General features: G+C 64.2%; 11 protein-coding genes. 3 read left to right on the forward strand and 8 right to left on the reverse strand.

The features are described from left to right. Both X744_RS152965 and X744_RS152960 read right to left on the reverse strand, forming a co-directional pair. On the reverse strand, positions 1-1,107 hold the full coding sequence (locus X744_RS152965; RefSeq protein ID WP_023760140.1) for a glycosyltransferase family A protein: 1,107 nt from the start codon (positions 1,105-1,107) through the stop codon (positions 1-3). Then, positions 1,104-2,270: an acyltransferase gene (locus X744_RS152960; protein ID WP_023760141.1), complete on the reverse strand. Its 1,167-nt coding sequence runs from the start codon at positions 2,268-2,270 to the stop codon at positions 1,104-1,106. The genes X744_RS152965 and X744_RS152960 overlap by 4 nt, the downstream gene beginning before the upstream one ends. A gap of 624 nt (positions 2,271-2,894) precedes the next feature. Here X744_RS152960 and X744_RS152955 point away from each other — a divergent pair. Beyond that, positions 2,895-3,776, forward strand: coding sequence for a DMT family transporter (locus X744_RS152955; RefSeq protein ID WP_023760143.1), 882 nt, complete (start codon positions 2,895-2,897; stop codon positions 3,774-3,776). Positions 3,777-3,860: 84 nt separating this feature from the next. Here the strand turns inward: X744_RS152955 and X744_RS1000000171045 are convergent, their stop codons facing one another. Next, positions 3,861-7,952, reverse strand: coding sequence for an autotransporter domain-containing protein (locus X744_RS1000000171045; protein WP_023760144.1), 4,092 nt, complete (start codon positions 7,950-7,952; stop codon positions 3,861-3,863). 215 nt (positions 7,953-8,167) lie between these two features. Next, on the reverse strand, positions 8,168-9,013 hold the full coding sequence (locus X744_RS152950; RefSeq protein ID WP_245266687.1) for an AraC family transcriptional regulator: 846 nt from the start codon (positions 9,011-9,013) through the stop codon (positions 8,168-8,170). A gap of 315 nt (positions 9,014-9,328) precedes the next feature. Here X744_RS152950 and X744_RS152945 point away from each other — a divergent pair, with 315 nt between their 5' ends. Next, positions 9,329-10,468, forward strand: coding sequence for a LuxR family transcriptional regulator (locus tag X744_RS152945; protein ID WP_031260487.1), 1,140 nt, complete (start codon positions 9,329-9,331; stop codon positions 10,466-10,468). Positions 10,469-10,653: 185 nt separating this feature from the next. Here X744_RS152945 and X744_RS152940 read toward each other — a convergent pair whose 3' ends face one another. Beyond that, positions 10,654-11,583: a LysR family transcriptional regulator gene (locus tag X744_RS152940; RefSeq protein ID WP_023760148.1), complete on the reverse strand. Its 930-nt coding sequence runs from the start codon at positions 11,581-11,583 to the stop codon at positions 10,654-10,656. 97 nt (positions 11,584-11,680) lie between these two features. On the opposite strand from X744_RS152940, the gene X744_RS152935 reads away from it, so the two are divergent. Then, entirely contained in the window at positions 11,681-12,694 is a 1,014-nt protein-coding gene (locus X744_RS152935; protein WP_023760149.1) for an NAD(P)-dependent alcohol dehydrogenase, read from the forward strand. A gap of 169 nt (positions 12,695-12,863) precedes the next feature. Here X744_RS152935 and X744_RS152930 read toward each other — a convergent pair whose 3' ends face one another. From X744_RS152930 to X744_RS152920, 3 genes are read right to left on the reverse strand one after another with little or no spacing between them, the layout of a single operon-like run. Beyond that, positions 12,864-15,161, reverse strand: a complete 2,298-nt coding sequence (locus X744_RS152930; protein ID WP_023760150.1) for a xanthine dehydrogenase family protein molybdopterin-binding subunit — start codon at positions 15,159-15,161, stop codon at positions 12,864-12,866. After that, complete coding sequence (locus X744_RS152925) at positions 15,158-16,141, reverse strand: xanthine dehydrogenase family protein subunit M (protein ID WP_023760151.1); 984 nt, start codon at positions 16,139-16,141, stop codon at positions 15,158-15,160. Before X744_RS152925 ends, X744_RS152930 begins: the two co-directional genes overlap by 4 nt. Then, complete coding sequence (locus tag X744_RS152920; RefSeq protein WP_023760152.1) at positions 16,138-16,617, reverse strand: (2Fe-2S)-binding protein; 480 nt, start codon at positions 16,615-16,617, stop codon at positions 16,138-16,140. The genes X744_RS152925 and X744_RS152920 overlap by 4 nt, the downstream gene beginning before the upstream one ends. Positions 16,618-16,787 lie beyond the last annotated feature (170 nt).

Raw genomic sequence — 16,787 nt, forward strand, 5'->3', positions numbered from 1 at the left:
CTAACTCAACCGATAAGGTGCCAAAACCGCAGCAGCAGGAGCGGATTTGAAGAAGTATGCCAAGGCGTCTGCCTGCCTGCTGGCCGACAGCGAAGCAAGGCTGAGCCAGGGCGCCCAGGTGCCGGGACGCAGCGCATATTGCTCGCGGCGCCGGATGACGTTCCACTTCGCGGTCCGCGTCAGCAATTCGTGCGTCAGCGGGGGCTGCTTTTCGTCGGCGACGAGCTGGTAGAGAAAATAGAACAGGTTGAGCGCGCCGGCCTCGAAGCTTGGCCGGGTCGCGGCGGGCAGGGAGCAAATCTCCTCCTCCAGCTGGAGGATGAAGTTGGCCGCACGGGCAACCGTATCGTGGCTGACGGCATCGCCGATGTCGCGCAAGTCCTGCGTTGCTTCCGCGAGGCCCTCGCGCTCCAGGTTCTCGGCGACGATCCGCAAATGCGTCCTGCGCATCTCATTGATGTGCCGGCTGGTCACGCTTTCCTGATGGACGCGGTAGATGAGCAGGTTCTCGGGCATCATGGCCGCTGGGTAACGGCCGGCCAGCCGCCTGAAAAGATCGAAATCCTCGGCGTGCCTGTAGGCCTGGTCGTAGTGGAGATCATCGTCGTCGATGACCTCCCTGTTGTAGACGACCGTCGGATGCATGAAGATCGTGAAGAACTTTGCCAGTATAGGGATGCGGCCGAGCTGGAACACCGGATCGGGCTTGCCCCTGGCGATGCGGCCGCGGATCAACATGTCGACGCCGGCGCCGCAGAAGCCGAGTTCGGGCCGCCGCTCAAACAGCGCCACCTGGCGCGACAAGCGCCAGGGATAGGCGACATCGTCGGCGTCCATCCGCGCGACCAATTCGCCCCGGGCGAGCGCCAGCCCTTCGTTGAGCGTCGCGACGAGGCCACGGTTTTCGCGCGAGATGATCGAGATGCGGCTGTCGGCCTTCTGGTATCGCTCGAGGATCTCGAGGGAATTGTCGGTCGACCCGTCATCGATCGTGACGATCTCCAGGCGGCCGTAATCCTGCCGCAGGATGCTTCCCAGCGCGGCGGCGAGATAGGGCCCGGCATTGTAGACCGGCAGCAGCACGGAGACGAGCGGCGCGGCGGTCATCGCGTCACATCCGTTCGCTGGATGTCGAGCGATTGGCGGCCATCGGGCGATCCGCCGGGCGCGATCGCGAGCCAGCCGGTATGGCCGGCCTGCGCGGCACGAGCGCGCGCGACGTAGGGGAAGTGGTGCTTCAGGCTGTTGAGCGGCCTTTCGAAAACCACCCAGGAAATCCAGGCCACGACGATCGTGGCGGCACTCGCTACCACGAAGCGCCCTGGCCCGTGCTCCGAGACATTGAGCGGAATCCAGGGCTGCGACTTGACGGCGAGCGACAGCAAGATCGGGTGATAGAGATAGACGCCGTAGCTGATACGGCCTAGGCCGAGCAGCGGCGGCAATTCGGCAAGCTTGCCGAGGCGGCCGCCAAGGCCGCGCGAACAGGCGGCGACAATGGCCATCAGTGGCACCAGGGGCAGGACTTGCCGCACCAGCCAATGGGCCCATTCCAGCATCGGATCGGCAGGCGCCGGGACAAACCACTCGATCATCAGGAATGCCGCCGCGAAGGCAGGCCAGCCCAGTCGCATCCATTGCGGCAGGCCGGCGCCCCTGGACCGCCAGCAGGCAAGCAGCGCCCCCGACGCCAGCGCATCCATGGATGCCGGCGGCAGCAGGTCGCGTGCCAGCGCTGGAGTGGCGGTGACCGGCCAGTAGAAGCGATAGGCCAGCGACAGCGCGATGACGCCGATACAGATCGTCTCGAAGCGCCTGCGTGGGGCGAGCAGGACGACCAGTGGCCAGGCAAGGTAGAACTGCTCCTCGATGCTCAGGCTCCAAAAATGGCACAGCACCCAGGGTGTCCAGTCATTGCGCAGCGCATACCAGAAATTCGACAGATAAAGCGCGTGCCAGACCAGCGATCCTCTGGACTGGTCCAGGTCGACCAGCCAGACGAAACCCAGGACTGCAAAATAGGGCGGGAATATCCGCAGCGCGCGCCTGATGTAGAAGGAGCGCAGCGCGGGGCCGGTCTCGAATTCGGCGGCCGAACGCGCTTCCAGGAGCAGGCGCGTGATCAGGAAGCCGCTCAGCACGAAGAACAGCCGCACGCCGATATGGCCCCAAAATGAAGATCCTCCCGCCGCGAAGAAATGGGAATACATGACCATCGTCACGGCGACGGCCCTGAGTGCATCGAGCTGGATGTCGCGGGCGTTTCTCATCGGCGGCTTCCGCCGGCGCGATGTCCGCGATGAAGCCGACTGCTGGTCGGCTCGATCGGCAGGGTGCCGGCATCGCCGATCCCACGCTTTGCAACTCCGGCCCGGCCGGGCTCGAAATCGAGGTAGGGACAACTCAAGTTGGCCAAGCTGGCGGTTCCTCCACGGCCTGTGTCCAGTCGCAAAAAGTCCCCCAGGAGATGGATCGGCTATGCCATTGTGCAGCGCAACACAAAAAATTTACCCAGCTGAAACACTTCGGTGAGTAGGCGCCAGATCATCGACAAAACGGCCAGATACCCACGTTTCGGCGACTTTTTCCAGCAATTCAGCTTGCTTGCGCGGCTTGCGCGCTGCAGCATGGTTGCCATTTTAATCGGTTGGTTGCACGGCCCGTCCGCCGTATTTCAGCGACGATGGCTCGCCTGCCTGTGTGAAGCGGGCCGCGCCTTGGCAATTGCGGCCCTATCTCACACCCCCTCAAACACCACCGTCTGCTCCAGCCCGAACGATCCGCTGTCCTGCCCCATCAAGCCGCCGGCGCTGCCTCACGACAGGCGGGCCGGTTCCCCGTATTTCCTGTTCCGTTAGGCGAGTTTGCGACGGGCGGCAGGGAGGACGAACCAAATGACATCGACGTCAATTGCCCGTCGCGAGGCGGCGTCCCTGCCCATCGCGGCGCTGATGGGCGCCATGGTGTCGATCCAGATTGGCGCCACCTTCGCCAAGGGCTTGTTCCCGCTGATCGGCGCGCAGGGCACGACGACGCTGCGGCTCGTCGTGGGCGCGCTGATGCTGATCGCGGTGCTGCGGCCCTGGCAAATGTGGCCCTCGCGCGCCACCATGCCGTGGTTGGTCGCCTATGGCGTGACGCTGTGTGCGCTCAACCTTCTGTTCTATGCCGCGCTCGCCACCATCCCGCTCGGCATAGCGGTAGCGCTGGAATTTTCCGGACCGCTGCTGGTGGCCACGCTGGCGTCGCGGCGCGCCAGCGACTTTGCCTGGATCGTGCTGGCGGTGGCCGGCATCGTGCTGTTGTCGCCGTTCGTTCATTCACTCGCACCGCTCGACCCGACCGGAGTGATGCTGGCGCTGGCGGCGGGCGGATTCTGGGCCCTCTATATCGTGCTCGCCCAGAAGGCGGGCGCGGAGCTCGGCACCCGCACCACGGCCTACGGAATGGCGATCGCCGCCGTGCTTGTGCTGCCCTTCGGCGCGGCGCAAGCGGGAACCGCGCTGCTCGCGCCATCGATCCTGGGCAGTGCCTTGCTCGTCGGCCTGTTTTCCAGCGCATTGCCGTTCTTTCTGGAAATGGTGGCGCTGACTCGAATGCCGGCCCGCATCTATGGCACGCTGACCTGCCTGGAGCCGGGGCTGGGCGCGCTGGCCGGCTTCCTGTTCCTGCACGAGAGCCTGACCACCACGCAATGCGCCGGGATCGCAGCCGTCATTGCCGCGGCTTTCGGTACTGCGCTTACATCGCAGCCGCCGGTGCCGTCGCCGGAGTAGGGGCGACGGACCGTAAAGGCTCATGCCGCGAGTGCTTCTCCGGCGCCTCCGCCGTTCGAGAATTGCCCCCATCCTTCGCGTCGGTCAGAACCTCAAGCCGAGATTGACCTTCGCACCCTGATCGACCGTGCCGCCGCCGAACTGTCCGGTGTAGGAGAGCTTCAGCGTGGCATTGGCCGACATGTTCAGGTCGAGGCCAGCCTCGACCACTGCTGCGTCCCTGGCGACAGGCACGCCGGCGATGGTGAAGAGATCGCCGCCGGCGAAGGCGAAGCTTGAGGTCGGGATGTCATCACCAAAGGCATGGCGCCAGCCGAGCATGCCGCGCGCCGTGGCCTTGATCTCGCCGAGGCCCAAATCGGTGGAAGCACGCAGGCCGAGCGTTGTGAAGGTTGCATCGGTGGTTGAGCCGGCACTGGTCAGCGCCGCCGCACCGCCGGTTTCGGTAAAGCCGTCGGTGTGCACGCTGACATAGGCGAGGTTGGCGAAAGGTTCGAACTTGAAGTGCCCGGCATCGGCCTTGTAGGCGAGTTCGCCGAACGCTTGCGCCGTGCCGGCATCGTAGTCGGCCGACAGCCCGTCCGCGAAACCATTGAAAGCGACGGCGCGTTTTGTCGAGAGGCTGTTCCAGCTGTAGGCCGCACCGGTGCGGAAGGCGATGGCGCCCAAATCGGTGCCGCCATAGAGGCCGAGATGATAGCTGTCGTTCTTGCCCGATGAATTGCGGTCATCGGCGTCGAAGGACGAATGGCTGTAGCCGCCGAGCAGGCCGACGCGCCAGGTGCCGAGCTGGGTGTCGGCGCCGGCCAGCAGGCCGCCCGTCGAGCGGTCGAAGGCGGCGGCGTTGCCGTCGCTGTCGGTATTGCCCCAGGAACCAAAAGCCTGGCCCCAGACGGCGAAACGGTCGGTGTCGGCGGCGACCATTTCAGGCCCGCCTTCGCCATAGGCCATGACGGGCAGGGCAGGAGTGCTGCCGGCATCGCCGAAGGCGGCGCTGATGCGGCTGGTGGCGGCGTCGCGGATGAAACGGCTGTCCTCCAGCAACATGCCCTTGGCCGAGGCATGGATCTCGCCGGAGAGCTGGTCGAAGGCATCTTGCGCGGCGGCTTCGCTCGGCAAGGCAAAGATAGCATCAAACAGCGGATTGCCGCTGCCAAGGCTTTCGGCGCCGGTGCCGGTGGCGATCTGGTTGGGCGTCAGGCCGACCGAGGCGAAGGTCTTCTGGACGACATCGAGGTAGACGTGGTTGGCGTCGTAGCTGTCGACCAGGCCGAGGAAAGCCGTCCCGGTGTTGCCGCCAAACGTATATGTCCCGGTGACGCCGCCATCGGCTTGCAGCACCGTGTAATGCGTGCCCCCCACATAGGGTGCGCCGTCGAGTTTGACCACGTCGATCAGCGCGCCGCTGTCGATCGTTGCGGCGCCCGCCGCATGGAGGAAGTCGGACGTGCCGGTCGAGGTCAGTTCGACCAGGTAGATCGAGCCCGCCGCCTGGTCGACATTGCCCGCGACATTGAGCGTGCCGATCGAATTGCCCGGTGCGATGATGCCGCCCGACTGTGCCACGATGCCGCCCACCGTGCCGTTGCCGCCCAGCATGCCGCCGGTGATGGTCACAAGCGAACTCGCCAGCGATCCGTTCACGGCCAGCCGTCCGCCGCTCACATTGGTGGCGCCGGTGAAGCCGCTCGAATTGCCTGTCAGGTTGGTATTGCCGGCGATCTGGTTGATCGTCCCCAGCCCGCTGATGCCGGCATCGAACGCATAATTTGTATTGGTATGGTTGAAATTGAGCGCACCGGTGCCGAGGCCGAACTGGAACGTGGCCGAGCCGAGGACACCGGCGCCCGTCGCCGCGGCGCCTGCCGCGCCGCCAATGTTCACTGTGCCGGTGGACCCGGCCTGATCAGCGATGAGCAAGTTTCCGGCAACCGTAACCGCACCATCATTGGCGACGGTCAGGGTGCCAGCGCCGTCGATGCCGACGTAAAGGTCCGCACCGTTCGTCCACTTCGACCCCGTGCCATCAACCTTGACAGTCCCGATATCACCGCCATTTGTCCCAATCTTGCCATTGGTGTCGGTGATCTCGCCGCCATTGGTGACGGACACCGTGCCGACGCTTAAAACCGATAAATCGCCGCTGTTTAACCACTTGGACCCAGAACCGTCGACTGTTGCCAATGCGCTGGACCCACCGTAGTATCCGACAAGCCCGTTGACATCGGACACCAGGCCGCCATTGCTGATGGCAAGGACACCGTCTCCGGCCACTCCCAAGATCAAACTGCTGGCGACGGTCCAATTCGAGCCGACGCCATCAATGGTGGCCGTGCCGGTCGTTCCCGGACCACTGCCGACACTGCCGCTGCTGCTGGTGACCGTGCCGCCTTGGGTAATGGCGAGGGTGCCATTGCCGTCTACCTCAAGATAGCCGCTGTTGGTCCAGGTCGATCCCGGGCCATCCACAGTTACCGCGCCTGAGGAATCTGTATCAACCGCAACAAGTCCATTGACGTCAGACACAGCACCGCCGTTTGAGACATGGAGCGTGCCGGCGCCGCCCTTACCAATATACAGATCGCCGCTATTGGTCCAGGTCGAGCCGGCACCGTCGACGAACACCGTGCCGGCCGAGTCCGCCGTGTAGCCAACGAAACCCGAGCCATTGCTGACCGCGCCGCCGTTCGAGATCGTCAGCGCGCCCGTGCCAAAACCTCCGACATAGAGGTCGCCGCTGTTCGTCCACTTCGATCCCGCACCGCCGACCGCCACCGTGCCGGCCGAGTCGGCAGCGTAGCCAAGATAGCCCCCGCCATTGCTGGCCGTGCCGCCGTTCGAGATCGTCAGGCTACCTGTATCGAAACCGCCAATGAACAGATCCGAACTGTTCGTCCACTTCGATCCGGCACCATCGACCGTCACCGTGCCGGTCGAGTTGTAGCCCACATAGCCCTTGGCGCTGCTGACCGCACCGCCATTCGAAATCGTCAGCTTGCCCGTGCCACCACCGCCTACGAACAGATCCGAACTGTTCGTCCACTTCGAACCCGCGCCATCGACCGCCACCGTGCCGACGGAATCCACACCATAGCCAACGAAGCCCAGATCACTGTTGACCGCGCCGCCATTGGTGATCGCCAGAGCGCCGGTGCCCTGCTCGCCGACGAACAGGGCGGAACTGTTGGTCCAGGTCGAGCCGGCACCGTCGACGAACACAATGCCGGTCGAGCCCACCGCGTTGCCGACATGGGCCAAGTCATCGCTGACCGCGCCGCCTTGGTCGATCACAAGAAAGCCTTTGCCGGAATCGCCGACGGTCAAGGACCCGCTATTGGCCCAGGTCGAGCCGGCGCCAGCGACTATCACCTGGCTGTTTGAATCGGTGCTGTAGCCCATTATGCCATCAGCATTGCTAACCACACCGCCGTTCTTGATTACCAGCTCGCCGTCGCCATCATGGCCGACATAGAGCGCTCCATTGTTTGTCCAGGTCGCATCATCGATCGTCACCGAGCCGGTCGAACCTGAATATCGGCCAATATAGGCGCTGTCGCTGCTGACCTTGCCGCCGTTGGAAACCGTTACCGCGCCAACGCCGGAACCGCCGACCGTGAGGCTATCACTGTTAAGCCACATCGAGCCGGCGCCGTCGATCTTTACGACTCCTTGAGCGTTGCTGCCGCCGGCAACAATACCAACAACATCCGTCACGACACCGCCATTGAGGATATCGAGCGTAGCCAGCCCGAAACTACCAACCACCAGACTGCTGCTGCTGGTCCACGAGGAACCCGCATTTACGGTGACGTCAGAAGTCGAGTTATCCCCCCAGGATAAGAATGCTCGGCCGCTCGTCAACGTACCGTTCGAAATGACAAGGCTGCCGTCCGAAGAACCTGTAAAGCCAAGGTAAATATCGTCCGCAAAAGCGCTGCCAGCGTTGATAGCAGTCGGATTCGGTGTCGTTGTGCTGATATATACAATATCGGCCGCCGTCGGCACCGACCCAGCGCTCCAGTTTCCGGCCGTAAACCAATCCGTGGAGGTGGTGCCGAACCAGATATCGGCGGCGGTGGCGGCGATTGGCTGGCCAAGACCGACCAGAGCGGTCGACGTCAGCGCCAGATACTTCAACGCCTTTGCCTTGCGGCCTCCAAATGTGTTCTGCGGCATCCAAACCCCTGACATGATAGTCGTTTCACCCTGAGGCTGACATGTCATTGGAGCCCAGCTGTTGTCTTGGGCAGGACCGCAATGGAATTGGACTGGAGCGAAGTGCCGTGCTTTTTCCGCGCACTGTGGCAGTTTGGCGCCATCGATCGCCGCGGGATCTCGGCTTTTGACGGAGAGGGATTCGGAAATCGCGTCGTGTTTCCGGTATCCGGATTCTACCTGGCGCTCGTTGGCGTGTAGCCGAAGCGGCGGCGAAAGCAGCGGTTGAAATACGACACATCGCTGAAGCCACTGATCATGGCGATTTCGCTGACGCGCATCTCGCTATTCTGTCTCTGCGAAAGCAGCTTATGAGCGCGCTGCAGGCGAAGTTCGAGAATGCGCTCGGAAAAGCTGATGCCGGTCTCCTGCAGGAGATCTTGAACATAGCGCGCGGACAGGCCGAGTTCTTGCGCGACGCCCTGCGCCGAGATGCCGGGGTTGGAAAAATTCTCGGCAATCTTTGCCAGCACCGCCTGCAGCCTGGCTGCTGGCAGCCCGCGCAAGCCGGCCAGTTCGGCGGGCTCACCCTTGGCGCCTGTCACCAGGCCGATCAGATCGACGATTGTCTGCGTCGCGTGCGCTATCAAATCGGGCGAGACGAGAGGGCGGCCGGTTTCAAGAAGTTGGCAATAACGCTTGAGAAAATCGAGAGCTTCGTTCTCGGCGCCGATCTTCAACGCCAGCCTGTCGTCGATCTGCGGGAAGGCCTGGGTGAGGACTGCACGGGGGACCACCACGTTTGTCCACACATTGCTGTCGGAACCGTGCATTTTCAGCGCTTCCGATGCCGTCACCAGGACCGCTTCACCCTGTCCGACACCATAGTCGCGGCCGACCTGTGCGCCGGTCAGCAGCGTGTCGGATTTGTTGATCAGCAGGAGATAACCGTCGTTGCCGTCATCGGCGATATTGCTTGCCTTCCTCGTTGCATGCTTGATCGTTCCGGACATCTGGCCAAGAACCAGTGACCCGACAGCCGTGGCTTCGATCGCGGCTTCGAAAGGCAGGTTGTCCGACATGCCGTATTCGACCGACCATATCTCCGCGAGGTGGATGTCTTGCCAGAGGGAAAATCGATCGCGATCACTGAGATGCGAGGGCAATTGAGCCGATGAAAACACCGTCTTTTGTGGCAATTGTGTACCCGATATATTTGCGTTCTCTAATATAGCGAGCGCGATGCTTTCCATTTCAAGAATAACCAGCGACAATGGCCGCCTGGTGTCAACTGATCGAATTTATATCCTTAATCGAGTTCAACCACGCGTGGCGTCACCCAAAAGTGTGACTTCGCGAAATCCTCCGAAGCGAGATCGGGGCGTGCAGGAGGCATGATGGAGAGGCTGAGCAGCGACGTCCTTTCCTCGATTATCGGCGATATCTACGATTGCGTTTTGAACCCCGACGGGTGGGCCGGGGTAATGACCCGGATCACAGAGGCGGTCGACGCGGCCTACACCACCATCGCGCTTGCCAGCACTGCCGGCAATCGTGGCCGCTTCGCGGCTCAATCGCCCTGGGATCCCGTGCAAATGCGCGTGCTCCAGGAGGACTATGATTTTGACGCAATTCCCGGACTGAAGGCCGCGATCGTCGGCGACATCGACACGCCTGTTGCGACGCTGTCGCATATGAGCGAAGCCGAACTCCAGGAGACGCCATTTTTCCAGAATTGGGCCAAACCGCAGGGATTGCGCGAGGCCTGCATCACCAAATTCGTTCATACGCCGGACCGGATCGGGCTCATGGGTTGCACCACGCGGGCCAGCAGGGAGGTCATCTCAATCGAGGAACAGCGTTTCCTGGCATTGCTCTCGCCGCATCTGCGCCGCGCTTCGATGATTGGAGACCTGCTCGATCAGGCCCGCGTTACCGCCAACCTTTATCGCCAAGCGCTCGACCATCTCGCTGTGCCCGTCGTTCTTACCGGCGCCAACGGAAAAATCCTCCATGCCAATGGGGCGGCCGATCGAATGTTTTCGGCGCAAGGCCCCATTCTTTCCAGGAACGGCCTGCTCCAGGCGCAGAACCTGGTGACAGCCCGCGCCCTGCTGGAGGCAATCGCCAGTGCCGCGAGCGAGGACGCTTCGCTCGGCTCCCGCGGCATAGGCCTGCCCATTTCGGCTCCCGGTCAGCCGCCCGCCGTCGCCTATGTATTGCCGCTGACCGAGGGAACCGCGCGCGCGGCTTTCCGGCCGGCATGTGCCGCTGTCTTCGTTTCGACCACGACGTCTTCTTCTCCACTTCCGGAAGCCGTTCTCACCGCGCTGTTCGACCTGACGCCCGCGGAGGCGCGGGTTCTGCTGCGCATCGGCAGCGGATTGTCCGCGTCGAAGAGCGCGCTGGCGCTCGGCATCGGCGAAAACACCTTGAAGACCCACCTCAACCGAATCTTCGCCAAAACCAGCACGAGACGCCAAGCCGATCTCGTCAAGCTCGTTTCGGACATAGGCACGCCGCTTGCACCTCAGTGATGGCGCCCATATCGGCGCCGGTTAGCCAAATGGTGCGATCCGGACAGGAGACCGGATAGAACTGGTCGCGCTCGAACGCCACCCGTACCTGCCGATCTGCTCGACGTTGCGCAATGCGGCAAGGGTACTGCGCCTGCACCGGACGGCGCCCCCTTCTGCCTGCCGGCCAATCACTTTGCCAACTCTCACCGCCGCCAGGGCGGTTCCGGCGCGAAGCGCTTGCCGATCCAGTCGGCAAAGGCGCGGGTCTTGGCGGCTTGTCCCTTGGCTGAGGGCGTGACGACATAGATCGCGCCTTCGTCGGCCAGCGTCCAATCCTCCAGGATTGGCACCAGCCGTCCGTCGGCGAGTTCGCGGCCGACCAGCCAGTCCGTGCTCATCATCAGGCCGACGCCTTGCACGGCGGCATCGACCAACACCTCGGCATCATCGGTGACCAACGGGCCGGACACCTCGACGCGCACGCTTCGGCCCTCGCGGTTGGTCATCTCCCAGGCTGGAAAGGTCTGAAAACCGCTGAAGCCCAGGCAGGAATGTTCGAGCAACCCCTGCGGGGTCTCCGGCCTGCCCCTTCGGGCGAGATAGGAGGGGGCGGCGCAGAGCAGTCGCCGCCGTGTCGCCACCTTGCGGGCCACCAGGCGGGAATCCTCCAGAGCGCCGAGCCGCACGGCGACATCAAAATTCTCGGCGACCAGATCGGCGAAGCGGTTGGAGAATTCGGCCTCGATGCGGACATCGGGAAACTCGGCAAGGAATTGCGGCAGCAGCGGCCCGATCCACATGCGCCCGAACGTGCCGGGCAGCGCCAGCCTGAGCAGGCCGCGTGGGCCTCCGCCGGCATGCGCCGACGCGGCAGCCTCGGCCTCGTCCACGGAGGCGAGGATGGCGCGCACCCGCACCATGAATTCGGCACCCGCCTCGGTCAGCGACACGCTGCGCGTCGTGCGATGGAGCAGCCTGACGCCGAGCCGCTCCTCCAGCGACTGCAGGCGCCGTGACAGGATGGTCGAGTCGCGCCCGACACGCGCCGCCGCCCTGGTGAAGGAACGGGCCTCCGCGATGGCCGCGAAAGCAGCCATTTCGGCAAGGGTCAACGGTTCGCGAGATTGCTGCATAGATTACAGTACTCAAATGTAAAAAGCAGGGATTATCCAGAAATACCGCAGCAGCTAGATGCACTCAAGCCATCAATCGTCCCACAGGAGTGAAACCATGAAAGCCATCGAGCTGAGCCAACCCAGGCTGGACGCCTTCCGCGCCGCCACCATTGCCACCCCCGAACCGCAGCGCGGCGAGGTGCTGATCCGCCAGCGTGCGGCGAGCCTCAATTTCGTCGATGTCGCGGTCGCGAGCGGCAACTATCCCGGACCGAGCTTTCCGCTCATCCCGGTCGCCGACGGCGCCGGCGAGATCGTCGCGCTGGGCGAGGGGGTTACGGGATTCGCAGCCGGCGATCGCGTCGTCGCCCATGCCAAGCCCCGCTGGATCGGCGGCCGGCCGCGGCCCTACGAGATGAGGCAGATGCGCGGCATCTCGCTGCCGGGGTCGCTGGCCGAATATGTCGCGCTGCCTGCAAATTCGGTCGTGCCGGTGCCGGCGCATCTCTCCTTCGAGGCGGCGTCGACGCTGCCGATCGCCGGCACCACCGCCTGGAACGCGATCCGCGCCGCCGATGTCGGGCCGGGCTCGGTCGTCGTGCTGCTCGGCACCGGCGGCGTCTCGATCTTCACCCAGCAGCTTGCGAAAGCTGCCGGCGCCACCGTCATCATCACCTCGTCGTCGGACGAGAAGCTGGAGCGGGCGAAGGCACTGGGCGCAGATCATCTCATCAACTACCGCGCGACGCCTGACTGGGACGGCAAGGTGCTGGAACTGACGGGCGGCCTCGGCGCCGACCTCGTCGTCGAGACCGGCGGCACGGCAACCTTTGCCCGCGCCATCAACGCCACCGCGCCCGGCGGCACGCTGTTCACCATCGGCTTCGTCACCGGCGCCGAGGCCACGATCAATCTGCTGCCGATCATCATCAAGGCGCTGAAAGTGGTCGGCAACAACACCGGATCGGTGTCCGACCTACGCGACGCCGTCCGCGCCATCGGTGCGGCCAGGATCGACCCGGTCGTCGACAAGGTGTTTTCACAGAATGAAGCGGCCGAAGCCTACGCCCACATGGCCGCCGGCGGCTTGCACTTCGGCAAGCTGGTGTTCGGGTTGGAGTGGTGGTGAAGCGGATAATCTCCCCCCTCGAGGGGGAGATGTCGCCGAAGGCGACAGAGGGGGTCGTCTCGCGTGAAGCGCCAACCTGATCTGCTGCATTGGGCCGAGCCCAGTCGAACCGACCCTCTCTGGCCTGCCGGCCATCTCCCCCTCAAGGGGGGAGATCACGCTCTCACCCTCAGATCAGCTTCTCCAGCGTGATCGGCAAATCCCGAACCCGCTTGCCCGTCGCATGAAACACCGCGTTGGCGATCGCGGGGGCGACGCCGACGATGGCCAGTTCACCGACACCCTTGCCGCCGAGCACCGAGGAATGCAGGTCGGGGATGCCGACCGAGATTACCTCGATGTCGGGAATGTCGGCATTGGTCGGCACCAGATAATCGGCGAGGTTGTTGTTTACGATGCGGCCATGGCGGCGGTCGACGATGCCTTCTTCGAGCAGCGCCTGGCCGATGCCCATGATGATGCCGCCCTTCCACTGGCTTTCGGCGAGCTTCGGGTTGTAGAGCCGGCCGGAATCCAGCGCCGACACCACGCGTGACACCCGCACCGTGCCGAAATCCTCATCGACGCGCACCTCGATGAAATGCGCGCACCAGGAGTGGCGGGAATAGTCGCCTTCGGTGTGCGGCAACGCCATGGCGATGGTGGTGTAGTTCTTGTAGCGATCCTCTGGCGTCGAATTGGCCGGCATGGTGTCGCCGGTGGCCTCGATGTGGTCGCGGCCGACGCTTTTGAGCAGCTCGGAGATCGAGACATCAGGCCCGTCGCCGCGTGGCGACGACATACGGCCGTTGGCGACAACCAAAGTGTTGGCCTGCAGCGTGTGGAAGGGTGAGCGTGGATCGCTGATCGCCAGCCCGATCAACTGGTCGAGCGCCGAGGTCGCCGCCTTATGGACCGCACCGGTCATCACGCCGGCCAGCCGCGAGCCGCCGGCGACGCCGGCGCGGGGCAAGCGCGAATCGCCGAGCTTCACCACGACATGGTCGGCCGGCACCCCGACCGTCTCGGCGGCGGTCTGCACCAAGATGGTGTAGGTGCCCTGGCCCATGTCGATCGAGGAGCTTTCGACCTCGACCGAGCCGTCGGCCAGGATGCGCACGATCGCCTCGCCATAGGCGCGCCGCACGGGATAGGTGCCCGCCGCAACGCCCCAGCCGATCAGCTGATTGCCGTCGCGCATGGAGCGCGGTTCGGGCGTGCGCCTGGACCAGCCGAAGCGTTCCGCGCCAGCGGCAAAGGCCTCGCGCAACTGCCTGGTCGACCAGGCTTTTTTCGCTTCCGGATCCTGTTCGGCATAGTTCCTAAGCCGGATCTCCAGCGGATCGATGCCGACCTCGTAAGCGAGCTCGTCTATGGCGCTTTCGATGCCGAAGGCAGAGGGGTTTTCGCCCGGCGCGCGCATGGGGCCAGGCACTACAGAATTCACCCGCACGACATTCTGCTTGGACGAGAAATTCGGCGTCGCGTACATGATCGAGGTGACCGATCCGAGCGGCTCGACCCACATGCCGTCGATGGATGTTTCATTGACGCCGCGATGCACGATCGACTGGATTTTTCCTTGCCGGTCGGCGCCGATCGTTACCGTCTGGCGCGTCGCGGCGCGGCCGCCGTAACCGGTGAAGGTCTGCGGCCGCGTCATCACCAGCCGCACCGGCCGGCCGAGCATTTTGGCGGCACATGCCGCCACCGCGCCATGGCTGAGCGCCAGTGCCTTGGAGCCGAAGCCGCCGCCAATATAGGGCGAGACCAAGCGCACATTCTCGAACGGCACGCCGAACCATTCGGCATAGGTGCGCGCCATACCGTCCAGCCACTGGCTCGGCTCCCATACGGTGAGGCGGTCGCTCTCCCAGCGGGCGATCAGGCCATGCGGCTCCATCGGCGCCTGGTATTCGCGCGGCGTGTTGTAGGCGGCGCAGATGCGCACTGGGGCCGAGGCGAAAGCGGCTTGCGCGTCGCCCCATTCCTTGGTCATGGCGTCGATCGGGATGCCGTCGCCGGCCTTGGCGTCGCTAAGGTCGACGATGGCGTGCGTCTCGTCATAGCTGACCTTGATGAGGGCTGCCGCGGCGACCGCCTGCTCGAAGGTTTCGGCGACGACAGCGGCGACATGCTGGCCCGAAAAGGTGATGTCGCGCGCCAGCGGGCAATAGGGCTTGTCGGGCGGCGGCGTGCCGAACCAGTCCGAGGCGGTCCTCAGGCTGATGATGGTGTCCGGCGTCAGCACTTGCAGCACGCCGGGTGCTGCTTCAGCCGCATTGGCGTTGATCTCGCGCACCTTGCCCGAGGCAATCGTGCTTTCGACCAACACGGCGTAGGCGAGGCCTTCGAGCTGCCGCTCGACGGCGTATTTGGCTGTGCCGGTGATCTTGGCCGGGCCGTCGACGCGCGACAGACGGCCGCCGACGACTTCCGCCAGCGCGCCGTCGGATGCATCACCATGTCTGATGTTGTGAACGGTCATGCCGTCTCTCCCATTTTGAGGATGGCGCGCGCGACAACGCGCGGCGCCAGTTCAAGCTTGTAATGGTTGGCGCCATGGTCGACGGCGCCTTCGATCGCGAGCAGGCTGGCAGCGCGAACCGCATCTGGTTCCAGCATCTTGCCCTTCAGCGCATCCTCCACGGCTCGCGCCCGACAAGGTTTGGTCGCGACGCCGCCTAGCGCGACGCGCAGGTCACGGATGGTGCGCCCATCGGCTTCGAACTCGATGCCGATGGCGGCACTCGCCGCGGCGAACTCATAGGATTGCCGATCGCGGATCTTGAGATAGGTCGAACGCCGCGCAGAGGCCGAGCCGGGGATCTCGATGGCGGTGATCATCTCGCCCGGTTCGATCGCGTGTTCCTTGTCCGGCGTCGTTCCGGGCAAGAGGAAAAAATCGTCCACCGGGACCTGGCGATCGCCGAGATGCACGATCGCATCGAAGGCGACCAGCGCCACGGCGAGGTCACCCGGATACATGGCGATGCAGGCTTCGCTGGTGCCGAGCACCGCATGGCCCCGTGTGACACCGCCGATGGCCGAACAGCCGCTCCCGGGTTCCCGCTTGTTGCAGGCGGGGAAATTCGCCGGATCGCGGAAGTAAGGACAGCGCGTGCGCTGCATCAGATTGCCGCCGATAGTCGCCATGTTGCGGATCTGTGCGGAAGCCGCCTGCCACAGCGCTTCCGAGACGGCTGGGAAGCGGCTCTTGATGCCGTCGTGGTCGGCGACGTGGCTCATCTTGGCGAGCGCGCCGATGGTGGCTCCGCTCTCGCTGAGCTCGATGCCGTTCAGCCCCTTGAGATGGGTGATGTCGACCAGTGTCTCGGGCTCGGCGACGCCGCATTTGGCGAGGTCGATGAGCGTGGTGCCGCCCGCGAACAGCATGGCGCCGGGTAGGGCGGCCGCCTGTCTTGCCGCATCGACCGAGCCGGCGCGCAGATAGGAAAAATCCCTCATGATGCGACCTCCAATGCAGCCTGGCGAACGGCGGCGACAATGTGCGGATAAGCGCCGCAGCGGCAGAGATTGCCGGCCATGTATTCGCGGATCTCGTCATCGGAGCCGGCATGGCCCTCGCGGATGCAGGCCACCGCCGACATGATCTGGCCTGGCGTGCAATAGCCGCACTGGAAGGCATCCTGTTCGAGGAAGGCAGCCTGCACGGGATGCGGTTCGCCCTCACGTGCAAGCCCCTCTATGGTGGTGACGGTGCGACCCTCGACTTGCGCGGCCAGCGTCAGGCAGGCCAGCACGCGCTCGCCGTCGACATGCACGGTGCAGGCGCCGCACTGGCCGTGGTCGCAGCCTTTCTTGGTGCCGGTCAGGCCGAGCCGGTCGCGCAAGGCGTCGAGCAACGTGACTCGCGGCTCGAGTTGCAACTCGTGATGGTGGCCGTTGATATCGAGATGGACGGGAATTGTTGTCTTGGTCATGGGCGTCTGGCTCCAGTTGCTTGACGCGGATGGGGATGAATTGGTGTTGGGTCGGGCGAGGGCAAGGGCGCGAAGGGCGTGATCTCCCCCCTTGAGGGCAGGGGAATCGCACATGAGTACAAAGGGACTCTTGTGTGGTGTGCGGAAATCGATTCTGAAAGGACCTCTGG

The organism is Mesorhizobium sp. LNHC252B00 (genome assembly GCF_000502955.1).
Lineage (GTDB): Bacteria > Pseudomonadota > Alphaproteobacteria > Rhizobiales > Rhizobiaceae > Mesorhizobium.